Origin of the sequence: Roseibium sp. MMSF_3412 (assembly GCF_030733265.1) — a bacterium.
Classification (GTDB): Bacteria; Pseudomonadota; Alphaproteobacteria; order Rhizobiales; family Stappiaceae; genus Roseibium.
Map to the genome: position 1 here is coordinate 118,267 of NZ_JASHJI010000009.1, position 13,273 is coordinate 131,539.

General features: G+C 60.0%; 13 protein-coding genes and 1 pseudogene. 4 read left to right on the forward strand and 10 right to left on the reverse strand.

Annotation, left to right across the window (positions count from 1 at the left end; all coding sequences use genetic code 11):
- Nucleotides 1–3: 3 nt before the first annotated feature.
- The 10 genes and pseudogenes from RBB49_RS16900 to RBB49_RS16945 form a co-directional block, all read right to left on the reverse strand.
- Nucleotides 4–492, reverse strand: a complete 489-nt coding sequence (locus tag RBB49_RS16900; RefSeq protein WP_306144024.1) for an Lrp/AsnC family transcriptional regulator — start codon at nucleotides 490–492, stop codon at nucleotides 4–6.
- The gene (locus RBB49_RS16905) at nucleotides 489–944 is read right to left on the reverse strand and encodes an Lrp/AsnC family transcriptional regulator (protein WP_306144025.1); all 456 of its coding nucleotides are present in this window, start codon (nucleotides 942–944) and stop codon (nucleotides 489–491) included. The genes RBB49_RS16900 and RBB49_RS16905 overlap by 4 nt, the downstream gene beginning before the upstream one ends.
- Nucleotides 941–1,930, reverse strand: coding sequence for an Lrp/AsnC family transcriptional regulator (locus RBB49_RS16910; RefSeq protein ID WP_306144026.1), 990 nt, complete (start codon nucleotides 1,928–1,930; stop codon nucleotides 941–943). The genes RBB49_RS16905 and RBB49_RS16910 overlap by 4 nt, the downstream gene beginning before the upstream one ends.
- A gap of 3 nt (nucleotides 1,931–1,933) precedes the next feature.
- The gene (locus RBB49_RS16915; RefSeq protein WP_306144027.1) at nucleotides 1,934–3,097 is read right to left on the reverse strand and encodes a cytochrome D1 domain-containing protein; all 1,164 of its coding nucleotides are present in this window, start codon (nucleotides 3,095–3,097) and stop codon (nucleotides 1,934–1,936) included.
- Nucleotides 3,094–3,399, reverse strand: a complete 306-nt coding sequence (locus RBB49_RS16920) for a cytochrome c (protein WP_306144028.1) — start codon at nucleotides 3,397–3,399, stop codon at nucleotides 3,094–3,096. The genes RBB49_RS16915 and RBB49_RS16920 overlap by 4 nt, the downstream gene beginning before the upstream one ends.
- Nucleotides 3,392–4,189, reverse strand: a complete 798-nt coding sequence (cobA, locus tag RBB49_RS16925) for a uroporphyrinogen-III C-methyltransferase (protein WP_306144029.1) — start codon at nucleotides 4,187–4,189, stop codon at nucleotides 3,392–3,394. Before cobA ends, RBB49_RS16920 begins: the two co-directional genes overlap by 8 nt.
- Before the next feature lie 116 nt (nucleotides 4,190–4,305).
- On the reverse strand, nucleotides 4,306–4,722 hold the full coding sequence (locus tag RBB49_RS16930) for a plastocyanin/azurin family copper-binding protein (protein ID WP_306144030.1): 417 nt from the start codon (nucleotides 4,720–4,722) through the stop codon (nucleotides 4,306–4,308).
- Nucleotides 4,723–4,782: 60 nt separating this feature from the next.
- Nucleotides 4,783–5,937 (reverse strand): ethylbenzene dehydrogenase-related protein, encoded by a 1,155-nt coding sequence (locus RBB49_RS16935; RefSeq protein WP_306144127.1) that lies wholly within the window; start codon nucleotides 5,935–5,937, stop codon nucleotides 4,783–4,785.
- Between the two features lie 78 nt (nucleotides 5,938–6,015).
- Nucleotides 6,016–6,519: pseudogene (locus RBB49_RS16940) on the reverse strand (NapC/NirT family cytochrome c); the annotation flags it as partial.
- 242 nt (nucleotides 6,520–6,761) lie between these two features.
- On the reverse strand, nucleotides 6,762–8,438 hold the full coding sequence (locus RBB49_RS16945) for a cytochrome D1 domain-containing protein (RefSeq protein WP_306144031.1): 1,677 nt from the start codon (nucleotides 8,436–8,438) through the stop codon (nucleotides 6,762–6,764).
- A 221-nt stretch (nucleotides 8,439–8,659) separates the two neighbouring features.
- On the opposite strand from RBB49_RS16945, the gene RBB49_RS16950 reads away from it, so the two are divergent.
- From RBB49_RS16950 to RBB49_RS16965, 4 genes are read left to right on the forward strand one after another with little or no spacing between them, the layout of a single operon-like run.
- Entirely contained in the window at nucleotides 8,660–9,112 is a 453-nt protein-coding gene (locus tag RBB49_RS16950; protein WP_306144032.1) for a cytochrome c, read from the forward strand.
- Nucleotides 9,113–9,135: 23 nt separating this feature from the next.
- A complete protein-coding gene (locus RBB49_RS16955) occupies nucleotides 9,136–10,506 on the forward strand; it encodes a cbb3-type cytochrome c oxidase subunit I (RefSeq protein ID WP_306144033.1) in 1,371 nt (456 codons plus the stop codon).
- Nucleotides 10,506–11,321: a CbbQ/NirQ/NorQ/GpvN family protein gene (locus tag RBB49_RS16960; RefSeq protein WP_306144034.1), complete on the forward strand. Its 816-nt coding sequence runs from the start codon at nucleotides 10,506–10,508 to the stop codon at nucleotides 11,319–11,321. Before RBB49_RS16955 ends, RBB49_RS16960 begins: the two co-directional genes overlap by 1 nt.
- A 10-nt stretch (nucleotides 11,322–11,331) precedes the next feature.
- Nucleotides 11,332–13,269, forward strand: a complete 1,938-nt coding sequence (locus tag RBB49_RS16965; RefSeq protein WP_306144035.1) for a nitric oxide reductase activation protein NorD — start codon at nucleotides 11,332–11,334, stop codon at nucleotides 13,267–13,269.
- The last annotated feature ends 4 nt before the right edge of the window (nucleotides 13,270–13,273 follow it).

The window sequence follows — 13,273 nt, forward strand, 5'->3', positions numbered from 1 at the left end:
CGTTCAACCTCTCTTGGCGGCGAGCCGCATGCCCGTTTTCTTCAGGATCCGGGTTGAGAACAGGATGTCGCCGGCCTGGCAGGCACCACCGAGCAGGTCTGCGACCTTGTCCCGCTTGACGAGGACCTCCCCGCGGCTGGAACCGTGGACCATCGCGAAGAGGTTGTAGCGCCACACGGGAAGAACACGCGGACGCCGGTAGCAATGGGTCACGAAGGGGAGGGCACCGATGATTTCACCCAGACTGTCGACAACGGTGTCATCGACGTCCCACACGGACATGCCGTTTGCGGTCATGCCGAGACGATAGTGGTTCGGCGCGGCGCCGATGCGGCGCACGACGCCCTGCTTCTTGAGAGCATCCAGACGGTCCAGCAGTTCGGCCTCGGTGATGCCAAGCGTTTCGGCGACAACCGCAAACGGCTGCGGCACGAGCGGCAGGCCAGCCTGTGTGGCCTCGATGATTGCCCTGTCTTTTGGGTCCAGTGTCATGCGTCTACCCGGAAGCCAACGAAAAACTCGCGTTTCTTGGGAAAAAGAAGAACTTCCAATCCCGTGTCGTGCTCGATGTCCTTGGCCGTTCTCATGATGTCGCCGCGCTGCTCGGTCGCCAGCACGAACCACATGTTCAACTCGTGGTCCCGTTCATAGTTATGCGCGACTTCCGCATGAGCATTGACTTTGGTTAAGACGTCTTCGAAGCGGTCTTCGGGAACGGACATGGCGCAAAGGCAAAAGGCACCGCCGAGGGCCTCAGCGTCGAAAAAGGGGCCGAAGCGCGTTAGCAGGCCGTCGTCCCGCAGTTGACGAATCCGGTCGACAATATTCTCTTCTGTCAAACCGAGTTCCTCTCCCAGCGAGGCGAAGGGATGCGGGACCAGCGGCAGGTCATCCTGGAGGCGATTGATCAGCCGGCGATCGAGGTCGGTTAGCTGCACAGTCATGCGGCAGCCCCCCGAGGTGCGATCATCGCTCCGGTCTGCTTGAAACACCGGCATGAAAACAGGATGCGTCGATCGACGTCCTCTAACTCCGGAAGAGCCGACGCTTTGGTCAGGGTCTCAAGTGCATCCTTGCGGCTCCGCGCGTGGATCATGCAGTAAAGCCGGTAGGGCCAGACACCGGCAACGGGACGGCGCTCGTAGCACAGGGTCACGCCCGGCACGGCGGCCAGAGCAGGCCCGGCAGCGTCTACCAGTTCCGGGCGGATATCCCAGACAACCATGGCGTTGGAGCGCCAGCCAAGCGCCCTATGCCGCACGATCACACCAAGTCTCGAAATAATCCCTGCGTCCTGCAGCACCGCAATCCGGTCCAGAACATCTTCTTCCTGCCAGCCCAAGTCCGAGGCGATCTCATGATAGGGCCGTTCGGTGAGAGGCATGCCGGTAGCGAGCGCCTGCAGGAGATCGTTGTCACCCTCCTGCAGGTGCTCTTTACGAACCGGCCGGGGCGCGGGTGGCCGGTCCATCTCTCCGTTCAGTCTGAATCCGAGATCAACGTTGAACGGTCTGACAAGTGGAAGATCGAGGACACGAAGCCCTGTGCGAACCTGTATTTCCTCCAGGACGTTGTCGACATGCGCTCGGTTGGGGCCGGTCGCGACGAACCAGAGGTTCCAGTGGCTCTCTCTCTCGTAGGAATGATTGACGCCGGGCTGGCTGCCGACGATTGCCGCCACATCTTCCAGTCTTTCGGCGGGTGCGGCGATTGCGGCAAGCGTGCTTGCCGAAACAGTGTTGGGCGCGCATGTCGCGCCGACCCTGGTTACACGGCCGGTCGCTCTCAGGAACTCCAGTCGTCTAATGACTTCCGTTTCGCCGCACCGCAGTGCCTCGCCGATACGCGCAAATGGGCGCGGTTCGATGGGAAGATTGCGTTGCCAGTCATCCAGAAGCTTCAGATCAAGTTGGTCGCCTATACGTTCCATCTTTCAAAGTCCCGTTCTGTGCGCCCTCGATGTGAAGAAGATGCCCGACGGGCTTTCCGCGTCGATCTCGCCCCGCTTTTCGAACGTTCTCGTGTCGTAGATCATGACCTTCCCAGCATCCCGCACGGACACCCAGACCTCGTGGCCGCGAGGTGTGAACTCCATGTGCAGGACCGCTTTGCCGGGCTTGAGTTCGTGCACGACTTCCTTGGAAACCGTGTCGATGATCTGAATGGTGTCGTTGAGCGGGTGGGCGAAGTTCACCCAAACCTGCCGGCCGTCCGGCCGCGACATCGCAAACACCGGCTGCCCGTGGGTCTCCGTTCGCCCTGTTTCGGAGAGGTCGCTGGCATCGATCCAGAGAACCCGGTGGTGTCCAACTGCGGGAAGCACGAATTCCTGTCCGGCCCGGGCCCAGCCCTCAAGATGAGGCATCTTGTAGACCGGCAGCTCTTTCTGGCCGCGGCCGTATTCCGGGAGTACCCGGATCGGTTCCGGTTCAACTGCCCAAAGATCGATCGCGGTCAATCCATCCTCACCGAACAGGCCGGTGATGTAGAGGCGGCCGTCTCCGGTGATCAGGGCGTCGTATGGGTTGGCGCCGATATCCATGATCCTGGTGACCGATGGCTCCCCAGTAGACAGGTCCGCGATCCAGGTTTCACCTTCATCCCAGAGGGTAAACACGAATTTCCGTCCGGGTGCGTCCACAAGACCGATCGTTTTCGAGCCGGTCGGAATGTCGGCGACAAGGTCGAGCGAGTCCGCATCAAAAATGCGGACGCCGCCGGGTTCATAGTTGGAGACGGCGACCAGTTTGCCATCATCGGAAATCGCGCCGCCGATGGCATTGCCGGACTGGACGACGCGCTTGACGATTTTTCCGGATGTGATGTCGACTTTTGTCAGACCGCCGTCTCGTCCGAAGACATAGGCGAACCTCTGGTCGGGCGAATAGACGAGACTGGCGTGCGAAAGATCTCCGAGACCCTCGATCCTGGCGATGGCAGCGCGTTCGGACTGGTCGATAATCAGAAGAGACCCGTTTGCGCGCTCCACAACCAGGCCAAGGTCGCCCGTGGCGACAATGGTCTCGGATTTCAATGGGGTTGCCAGTAGCGCCGCAGCCATTGCAAGTGCCAGAGCGAAGCCCTTCAGAGCCGTCATTTCAATTCTCCCTGCAAGAGATACTTCGCAATCCGATCTGCGTCCGCTTCGCTGAGCAACGGCCGCCAGGGCGGCATTGCGGTTTCCGGGATGCCGTCGAGCACCACGGTGGCAAGGGTTTCAATGTCGTAGTGGGACAACGATTCCGGCCGGATATCCGGTCCGAGGCCGCCCTTGAGCGTCAGTCCGTGGCAGGAACCGCAGTCCTGATGCACCAGATTGATCAGTTCCGTTTTCGCGCTACTCTCTTCCGCCATTGCAGGCGCACAAAGCAGGACAGCGATGGAAACAAGCCTAAGCATGGGCCTGCTGCCCGGTTGCCGATACGCCCGGTAACGGCTTTAGAATGTCCAACTCATGTGCGGTCCAGTCGGCACTCAGCGTGACAACCTTGCCGATGACGAAGAGGACAGGGGCCTTGAGGCCGGCCTGCCGCAGATCAAGCGCAACCGTGCCGAGTTTCGAAAACAATCTGGTTTCGCGGGGCGTCGTCGCCTGTGCGACCGCCATGACCGGGGTCTCTTCGCTCAACCCCTCAGCGACAAGACGTAGAGCGATCTGGCCGATATTTGCCACACCCATGTAGACAACAAGCGTGGTGTCCTCGCAGGCGAGACCGCTCCAGTCGAGATCGAGCGACCCGTTCGATTTTCGGTGTCCGGTAACATATCGAACGCCGGTGGCAAGGCCTCTGTGAGTGAGGGGAACGCCGCTGACGCAAGCAACGCCTTGTGCCGCCGTAATGCCGGGTGCGTACTCAACTTGGACATTGTTCGCGACCAGATACGCGGCTTCTTCGGATCCGCGGCCAAAGATCAGTGGATCGCCACCCTTAAGGCGCGCCACTGTCAATCCGTCCTGCGCGAAATTGCAGAGCATCTCGTTGATGCGTTCTTGCGGAACCGGGTGGTTGTCGGGCGACTTGCCAACCGAAACCAGGTGTGCCCCCGTCGGCGCCAGCGACAGGATTTCCGGAGACACCAGCCGGTCGTAAACGACCACATCAGCGTCCTGCAGCATGCGCACGGACTTGAGGGTCAGAAGTTCAGGATCGCCTGGGCCCGCTCCGATGAGAAAGACTTTTCCAGTCATGAAAACCCTCGCTTCGCCTGAAACCTCGATGGCCTATGGTTGCTTATTTCGCACGCGGTCTGCTTGATTATTGTCAAGCGCCCGGCAGCTTTTTCCCGATTTTAAGGTAAATTAATTCAAGGAGTTACGGTAATTCTGCCGATCATTTCCTGGGTTTCCCAATGCGGGCCGCACAGGTAGCTTTGCGGTGGTCCCGCGGTCAGGAACGTGAACTCGAAGGTCTCTTCGGGAAACAGCCGGTCTGACTCGGCGATGCCCTCGTCTGAGAGAATGACGCTATGGCTGGTTCGCTTGTCGACATTTACCCATCGGACGGTCGTGCCCACGGGAACGCTGAGGTCTTCCGGGCAGAACCTGTACTTGTACATCTTGACCACAGTGACGCCTTTCTCTTCGGACGACGATTGCCCGAACATCTCGACATAACGGTCTTCCGCTTCGGCGCAGATCACAGCCGTGTCTTCTTCGGCGGCGATGGCTGGAAGAGCGGCCGTCATCGGCAACACGACAGCGGCAAGACGCAAAACACTCATGAACATGAGATTTCTCCCTTTCATGCGGAAACGACGGCCGGCAAGCGGGCCGCCGGCCGTCTACTGTTTGGACACGTTGATCTGTGCGGTCTCGTCATCGAGCGCGAGACTGGTGTCGAAGGTCACGTGGTGGAAACGCGCCGCCGCGTAGTCGTCGTGGATCGCAAAACCGACCGTGTAGACCTTGCCCGGTTCCAGCGGGACGTCACCCGGTGCACCGGATTTGAGTGGCCGCGAAAACACGACGGTCCAGACGCCGCCCGACAGGCTTGCCTCAGCCGCCATCTCGCCGTCATTCGCAACCCGGCGGTCCAGCAGATAGCCGTTTGAAGACGAGCCGTCCGCATAGACCCTGAGCAGATCCAGAAACGTGCCGTCTGCAAGAAGCTGATCGATCTCTTCGGCCGGTTTCAGCTTGTCCCAGCCGCCCTGAGCCTTGCCGCGACGCCCCTTGACTTCGACCTTGGTCCGGCTCTCGGTCAGGTATTTCGTGATCGTGTCTTTCGCCTCCAGTCTGCCCGCAACATCGGCATTGGCGGCAATCGCTTCGGCGCCGGGATCGAACGGCATGTAGGTATTGTCCGCATGACACGAGGCCCAGCACCCGGTTGTTTCTCCCATCTCGATGCCGGTCCCGGTGATCATCATGGCAACCTTGACCTGGTTGTCCGGATCCATCTTGCCGCCGTCGATGAACGGAGCGGGGTTGTGACCGGCATCCGGCCACTGCAATCGCACATAAAGATTTTCATCGTCATGGGCGGCCTGGATGGCTGCATCGATCGTGCCGCGCTTTCCTGGAATCGGCGTCGGTTCGATCTCACCGCCGGCGACGATCTTGGTGCCGATCGCGGTCACTTCCTTGGCGTGACAGGTGGTGCATGCATCGCCGCCCTTGGTGAGCGGACGGGCACCGCCGTGGGTCTTGCCGTTCTGTACCCACTCAAACGAAGCCTGACCAGGATAGAACAGGGTCAGGTCGGTCGCGGGGACCGCGTTCCAGTCGATATCGGGAGCGACATTGCCTCCGCCTCCCGGCGACGTTGGCGCAGCCTCGGCCGCGTTGTCCTCCGCCTTGGCGCGCTCCTCGGCAACCGCGGCGTCAACGGCGGCAGCAATCTGGGCTTGGACAGCCTCCTGCCGGGCCTTCTGCTCAGCCTTGGCCGCTTCCGCCTCGCTCGCCTCCCGGGCTTCAACGCGGGCAAGGCTTGCCATGTATTCCTGCGGAACGTCCCGGACGAATCCGGGGTGAGGGGCTTCGAGCTCTTCCAGATATGCCTCGTCCGCCCGGTCACGCAGATCCGAGTGGGCAATACCCTTGTGGCAGTCTATGCAGGTCTGGCCAGTCGACATGGCATTGAGGTGCTGCTGGCGTGCGCGCGGTTTCTGGAATTCCGGCATCATCGAATTGAAGTCGTGGCAGTTCCGGCACTCACGCGAATCGTTGGCCTTCATGCGCTCCCACTCGTTCATTGCGAGCGTCAGACGCTTGGCCTCGAACTTTTCGGGCGTGCTGATGGTACCCATAACCTTGCCGTAAAGTTCCTTGGAGGCCTGGACCTTGCGGATGATCTTGTGGGTCCAGTCTTTCGGCACATGGCAGTCTGAACACGTTGCACCGACACCGGAGCGGTTAACGTCGTGGATAGTGCCCTTGTATTCCTCGTAGACGAAGTCGCGCATCTCGTGACAGGAGATGCAGAATTGCTTGGTATTGGTAGCTTCCATCGCGGTGTTGAAGCCGCCCCAGAAAATGATACCGCCGGCAAAGACGGCCGCGACACCGCCAATGGGCATGCCCCATATCAGGTATCTGCGCCAGATCGGTTTCTTCTTTTCACCTTGGTTGTTCTCGGACATGTCCAGGCTCCGTTTTGGATTTCTCCGCAGGCCCTTTCGACCGGGCCATAAGCGATCGCAATGCGGATGCGGGGAGCGTTTGCCCTCACTCAGGCGACCGGTGGTCGAAGCAGTCCCTTCACCGCTGGCAAAGAGGAAGGGCGGGATCTTTGCCCGCCCTTCCGGAGTGCTGGCTCACATCAGGTGACGTGGTTCGAACGGTTGTAGACGTTGAACTTGCCGGTCGGGGCGAAGAGGCCCTTGACCCGTGTTTTCTCTTCCAGCGTCTTGGCGTCGAAGATCACGATTTCACCATTGGGCTCCTTGGAGGTGGAGCGGTTCCACTTGGAGACCCAGACTTCCGAACCATCCTGGTTGAATTCGAAGTGAACGGCGACGTTGCCTTCTTCCTCGGTGATCTGGATGGTCTTGACGATCTCTCCAGTTTCCTTGGAGATGACCTGCACCGACTGTTGCACTTCCGGTTCCGGGTGCTTGGTCTGGTCGGCCCAGATGTAGTCTGAGGTCGGATGCGTCCTGATGAACAGGCCGGCACCATCGGTTTCGACTTCGTAGCAGACCTTCCAGGCGTCATCCGGACGGTTCTCCGGGTCATTGCCCCAGACTGTAACCGTGCCTTCTCCAAGGTGGGTGGTGCCTGCCACCGGACCACAGTTCGGGTCATTCCAGTTGGCGCCCGGGCCGGGGTGCGGCAACGGCGCCGTGTCGATCATGGCCTCGAGCTTGTGGGTCTTGGTGTCCACGACAACCATCTTGTTCGACGCATTCGCGGCGATCTGGAAGTAGCGGCCGGACGGATCGAAGAAACCGTCATGCAGGAATTTCGCGGAATCGATCTTGTCGATGCGCAAATTGTCCAGATCGCTGTAGTCGACCTGCCAGAGTTGGCCGAGTTCCTTGACCGCGACGATCCATGTCGGCTCGTTCGGAGTGGTGTAGATGGCCGCAACGCGGCTTTCTTCCACATATTCACCGTCAACGTTCACGCCGCGAGTGGAAACGACTTTTTTCGGCTCCATGGTTTCCGCATCGACGATCGCAAAGTGCGGCGGCCAGTAACCTCCGCCGATGACATACTTGCCGTCGCCGGAAACCGCTACGTCGCGTGCGTCGTATGCGATCTTCACTTCGGCAACCAGCATGTTCTCCGGGTTCTGCCAGAGATCGATCTTGGTCATCTTGCCGTCACGGCCCATCGTGTACCAGAAGCGCCCCGGGTGCTCCGGTTCTTCCAGTTTGTGGTGCTCGGAAGCTTTCAGGACGTGCACCGCGTAACCGGTCGGAATGTGCGCAAGAACTTCCTTGGTGTCGCCGTCGACAACGGCGACCTTGCCCACGTCACGCTCGATGACGACGAAGAAGTTCTCCCAGTTCCTGCCGTGCAGCGGTTCGCTCGGATAGTCCTCCGGTTCGACATAGACCTTCCGTGTCGCTTCCATCTGCGCCAGCGACATTTCCGGCGGTGTTGGCGCCTCCATCATGATGTAGGTGGCCATGTCCTTGATTTCCTGCTCGGTCATGATGTCCGAGAAGTTGTTCATGCCGCCTTCGGTGCCCCAGGAGATGATTTTTTCAAGTCGTTCCTGGCCCAGCTGCAGCGTACCACCCTTGGTGACGGTTCCGTCAACTGCGGTCTTCTTCCATTCCGGTTCCAGGTTCTTCCCCGTTGCGCCCTTGCGCAGGACGCCGTGGCAACCCGCACATCTTTCGAAATAGAGCTGCTTGGAACTTTCGAAGGCCTCCTCGCTGAGGGTCGGACCTTCGGCAAGGGCAGGCGCCGTCATGCTGCCCATCAGCAGCGCCAGACAGGTCGCTAACGCGTAACCCGACCCTTTTTTCTTCCTTGGATGTGACATTCTCCAAACTCCAAATGCTGGTGAGGCACTCGCGAGTTTGCGTAAACGCCGGAAGGCTTCCTTGACTTTCGTTAAGAAGACGCAGCCGGTCTTTCCCAAGACATCGAAACATCTCCCGAACGACTGCGTCCGGCCTGTGCCGGGCTTGACTTTGGTTAAGGAAACGAGTGCGCGCCCTGTCACCCTCAAGGCCACGATCAACTCGGGGAAAGGAGCGCGTAATGCGCGAAGTCATGACCAAAAGCATGGCCCGAAACATTTTTTATGGCGGGTCACTCTTCTTCATCATCATCTTCCTGGGGCTGTCGATTCACAGTCACCTCTACATAACCGGAACATCGACCAATCACGCCGGCATCACCGAAAGCGTGGCTGCCGGCAAGCGTGTCTGGGAAGACAAGGCCTGCATCAACTGCCACACGATTCTGGGAGAGGGGGCGTACTTCGCGCCTGAAGTGGGCAACGTGATGACCCGCTGGGGTGTTCTTGACGACCCGGACGCAGCCTTCGAGACGCTGAAAGGCTGGATGGAGGCCATGCCGACCGGCATCGAGGGGCGCAGGCAGATGCCCAATTTCAACCTGACCGACGAGGAAATCCGCGACCTCGCGAACTTCCTGATCTGGACCGACAAGATCGACGCCCAGGGCTGGCCGCCGAACGACGCCGGCTGATCCGAGAGCAAGAGGAACGAAAGATGAAATACGAATCACAAAAGGTCGCCATGGCGTATTTCGCCGTCGCCCTGGCCTTGTTTGCAGTTCAGGTGCTCGGCGGACTACTGGCGGGCTGGGTTTATGTTCAGCCGAACTTCCTGTCCGAACTCCTGCCCTTCAACATCATTCGCATGCTGCACACGAACAGCCTGATCGTGTGGTTGCTCCTTGGGTTCTTCGGAGCCGCATATTTTCTCATTCCCGAGGAGGCGGAAAGAGAAATTCACTCGCCCAAGCTTGCATACCTGCAATTGGCGATCCTCGTGATCGGCACCTTGGGCGTGGTTGTTACCTATGTCTTCAACCTGTTCGAAGGCAACTTCCTGCTCGGCAAGGAGGGCCGGGAGTTCATCGAGCAGCCCAAATGGGTCAAGGCCGGGATCGTCGTTGCCGCGCTGATCTTCCTCTACAACGTCACCATGACGGTGCTGAAGGGCAAGAAGACCGCGATCACGAACATCCTTCTTCTGGGCTTGTGGGGACTGGCGCTGCTGTTCCTGTTCAGCTTCTACAATCCGAGCAACCTGTCGCTGGACAAGCAGTACTGGTGGTACATCGTCCACCTTTGGGTTGAAGGTGTCTGGGAGCTGATCATGGCCTCGATTCTGGCCTATCTCATGCTGAAGCTGACCGGTGTCGATCGCGAAGTCGTCGAAAAATGGCTCTACGTCATTGTCGCCGCAGCGCTCTTCTCGGGCATTCTGGGAACGGGCCACCACTACTACTGGATCGGGACGCCCGGCTATTGGCAGTGGATCGGGTCGATTTTCTCCGCCCTGGAAGTTATCCCGTTCTTCGCGATGATGGCCTTTGCATTCGTCATGGTCTGGAAGGGCCGGCGCGACCATCCGAACAAGGCTGCGCTCCTGTGGTCCCTCGGCTGCGCGACACTTGCCTTCTTCGGTGCCGGTGTCTGGGGCTTTCTGCACACGCTGCACGGCGTCAACTACTACACGCACGGCACGCAGATCACGGCCGCGCATGGGCACCTGGCCTTCTTCGGTGCTTACGTGTCGCTGAACCTGGCAATCATCACTTATGCGATGCCGCTTCTGCGGAACCGGGAGCCCTATAACCAGGTGCTCAACATGGCCTCCTTCTGGCTCATGTCGAGCGGCATGGCGTTCATGACCTTCGTGCTGACGTTTGCCGGGACCATCCAGACCCATCTGCAACGCGTCAATGGCGAGTATTTCATGGACGTCCAGGATCAGTTGGCTCTGTTCTACTGGATGCGGTTTGGATCCGGAGCGGTGTTCGTCTTGGGTGCAGTCCTGTTCATCTACGCGATTGCGGTGCCGAAACGCGAGGTCATCGAGCCCGGCAAAGCCGCCGGCATGCCTGCGGAGTGATGGAGATGGAAGGATCCGTATCCTTGGGAAAAGGGGCGGCAGGCGTCCCTTTTTACCTCCCTCAGGGTGACGAACGCACGGTGTTCGAAGCCGCTTACAACAACAGCCTGCCGGTTCTTCTGAAAGGTCCGACCGGCTGTGGCAAGACGCGCTTCGTCGCCCATATGGCAGCAACGCTGGGGCGTAAGCTCTATACCGTAGCCTGCCATGACGATCTTGCCGCCGCCGACCTGATCGGCCGGTACCTGCTCAAGGGCGGGGAAACGGTCTGGGTCGACGGCCCTCTGACGCGGGCGGTGCGGGAAGGAGCGATCTGCTATCTGGACGAAGTCGTGGAGGCACGCAAGGACGTGACCGTCGTGCTGCATCCGCTGACCGATGATCGCAGAACGCTTCCCATTGACCGGACCGGCGAAGAATTGGCAGCCGCGCCCGGTTTCATGCTGGTTGCCTCCTACAATCCCGGTTACCAGAACATCCTGAAGACGCTGAAGCCCTCGACACGACAGCGTTTCATCTCGCTTGAATTCGATTTCCCACCGCCCAGTCTTGAAGTCGAGATCGTGGCGGAGGAAAGCGGTTTGGACAGGGACCGGGTGAGTGCGCTTGTTCGGCTGGCCGGAAAGCTGCGGGCCCTGAAAGGCCAGGATCTGGAAGAGGGTGTTTCAACCCGGCTGGTCGTCTACGCAGCCACCCTGATCGCGCAGGGTATGCCGGTCGACCGCGTTGTTCTTGCAGCGATGGTCGAGCCGCTCACCGACGACGAGGACGTGAAACGCGGGCTCCTCGATCTTGCCACGGCCGTGTTTGGGTGAGGCCAGACCGATGGGCAGGATCGACTTCGAGCCATGGGAACCCGAAGAAACCGTCGGGAAACTGTGGCACGCATTTGCAAGCCGCCTGGATGCACCTGAGGTGCATCATGGAGCCGCGGTCGGCCTCTCCGAGGTCGGCGGGCGGCTTGCAGTGCTTTTTCGGGGGCTGGGGGGAAGTCACAGTGTTGATTTGCGCCCGGTCTCCGATGAAGTTTCGCACCACCGCCTCGGCTTCCTGAGGCGGCTCGGGACTGAAACGGAAACCGTTCCGCAGGCAAGCTTCGATGGAGAGACCTTCCGTCTGCCGGAGACGTTGGCCGTCTTTCCCTTCCGGGAGGCCAATGCTGCGCTCTACGTCTGGCTGACGGCCATGGCCGCACATGCGCCGCGTTTTCAGCCGGAGGACGATCCGCTGCGCGCAGACTTGCGGACGCTCCATCATGTCGAGGCGAGTATCCGCAAGACGCTCGCAACGGCTCCCGGGCTCGCCCCCCTGTACCGGGAACTCAGCCGAGGTGTTCTCGCAACCCGCAGATTGACAGGCCTTCCTGTCATGGAAGCTCGGATTGAAAAGCTTGTGCGTCACATGCTTGGCGACCCAACCGGACTTGCCGCGGACGTCGAGGAACTGATGGCCAAGGTTCGGGAGGGCGACCTTTCGGACATCTGCGCTCAGCGCGGTTATCGGCCATTTCGGCCAGTCCCGGTCTGGCTGCAGGTGCGTGAGGTCATGTTCTCGACGGGGGACGCGGTTGAAGACCGCGAGACTGAGGGTACGCCCGAAGAGGCTTCTGGCAAGACCCTGAAGGCGAGGAGACGAAAGGCCGAACAGGCAGAACGCAAGGACAGCCTGATTCTGCACAAGTTCGAGGCCATTCTGAGTTGGGCCGAGTTCCTCAATCTGAACCGCCGCGTCGATGACGATGACAATGACGATGCAAAGAAGGCTGCGAAGGATCAGGAGGAAATCGGTCTTGGTCAGATTTCCAAGGCACCGGCAACACGATTGAAATTGCATCTTGATTTGGCACCGGAAGATGTCGACAGGGAAAAACTGTCCGGGAAAGTCCTCTATCCGGAGTGGGACACGCGCACCGGCAAGTATCTGCCTGAACACGCCTGTGTTCTGACAAGCGTTGCCGATGCCGATCCGGACCGGGAGACCACCGATGAAGATCCCGGTGCCGCAAGGCGCATCCGGGCCGTCAAGCGGCAGTTCGAGGCCTTGCGTCCCGGACGTGTCACGACTCGTGGGCACCTTGAAGGCGACGGCCTCGACATGGACGCGGCCGTCAGGTCCCAGGTTGAACGGATTGCCAGCGGTATCGGCAACGAGCGGATCTGGGTGCAGACGCGGCCGGAGGCACGTGACCTTGCCGTCTCCATTCTTCTGGACGTGTCCCGGTCGACGGAGAGTGCGGTTACCGGGCGTGCAGTCATTGACATCGAGCGCGAAGCCCTGACGGCACTCGCCTGGGGGCTGAATGCCTGCGGCGACGATTTTGCCATCTCCGCTTTTTCTTCGTTGAAGCGGCACCGCGTCTATTTGCAAAGCTGCAAGCGTTTCGACGAACCGATGTCGGCGACGGTAGAACATCGCATACGTGGTCTGAAACCGGGGTTCTACACCCGGTTGGGAGCTGCCATGCGCCACACATCCAAGGAATTGGAAACCCAGTCCCGCAAGCGCAGGCTGCTTCTGGTGATCACCGACGGCAAACCGAATGATCTTGATCACTATGAGGGCCGGCACGGGATCGAAGACACCCGGATGGCTGTTCGCGAAGCCCGGCGGGCCGGGCAATCGGTTTTTGGCGTGACCATCGACAAATCGGCGAAATCCTGGTTCCCGCGCCTGTTCGGACAGGGAGGGTTTGCGGTTATCCCGCATCCGGACCGCCTGACACAGGCGTTGCCGCAGATCTACAGGCAGCTCGTTGGAGGGTAACGGA

Coding starts and splice junctions, on each gene's coding strand:
- RBB49_RS16900 (WP_306144024.1), bottom strand. CDS start 492: ATGACACTGGACCCAAAAGACAGGGCAATCATCGAGGCCACACAGGCT.
- RBB49_RS16905 (WP_306144025.1), bottom strand. CDS start 944: ATGACTGTGCAGCTAACCGACCTCGATCGCCGGCTGATCAATCGCCTC.
- RBB49_RS16910 (WP_306144026.1), bottom strand. CDS start 1,930: ATGGAACGTATAGGCGACCAACTTGATCTGAAGCTTCTGGATGACTGG.
- RBB49_RS16915 (WP_306144027.1), bottom strand. CDS start 3,097: ATGACGGCTCTGAAGGGCTTCGCTCTGGCACTTGCAATGGCTGCGGCG.
- RBB49_RS16920 (WP_306144028.1), bottom strand. CDS start 3,399: ATGCTTAGGCTTGTTTCCATCGCTGTCCTGCTTTGTGCGCCTGCAATG.
- cobA (WP_306144029.1), bottom strand. CDS start 4,189: ATGACTGGAAAAGTCTTTCTCATCGGAGCGGGCCCAGGCGATCCTGAA.
- RBB49_RS16930 (WP_306144030.1), bottom strand. CDS start 4,722: ATGAGTGTTTTGCGTCTTGCCGCTGTCGTGTTGCCGATGACGGCCGCT.
- RBB49_RS16935 (WP_306144127.1), bottom strand. CDS start 5,937: ATGGCAAGCCTTGCCCGCGTTGAAGCCCGGGAGGCGAGCGAGGCGGAA.
- RBB49_RS16945 (WP_306144031.1), bottom strand. CDS start 8,438: ATGTCACATCCAAGGAAGAAAAAAGGGTCGGGTTACGCGTTAGCGACC.
- RBB49_RS16950 (WP_306144032.1), top strand. CDS start 8,660: ATGCGCGAAGTCATGACCAAAAGCATGGCCCGAAACATTTTTTATGGC.
- RBB49_RS16955 (WP_306144033.1), top strand. CDS start 9,136: ATGAAATACGAATCACAAAAGGTCGCCATGGCGTATTTCGCCGTCGCC.
- RBB49_RS16960 (WP_306144034.1), top strand. CDS start 10,506: ATGGAGATGGAAGGATCCGTATCCTTGGGAAAAGGGGCGGCAGGCGTC.
- RBB49_RS16965 (WP_306144035.1), top strand. CDS start 11,332: ATGGGCAGGATCGACTTCGAGCCATGGGAACCCGAAGAAACCGTCGGG.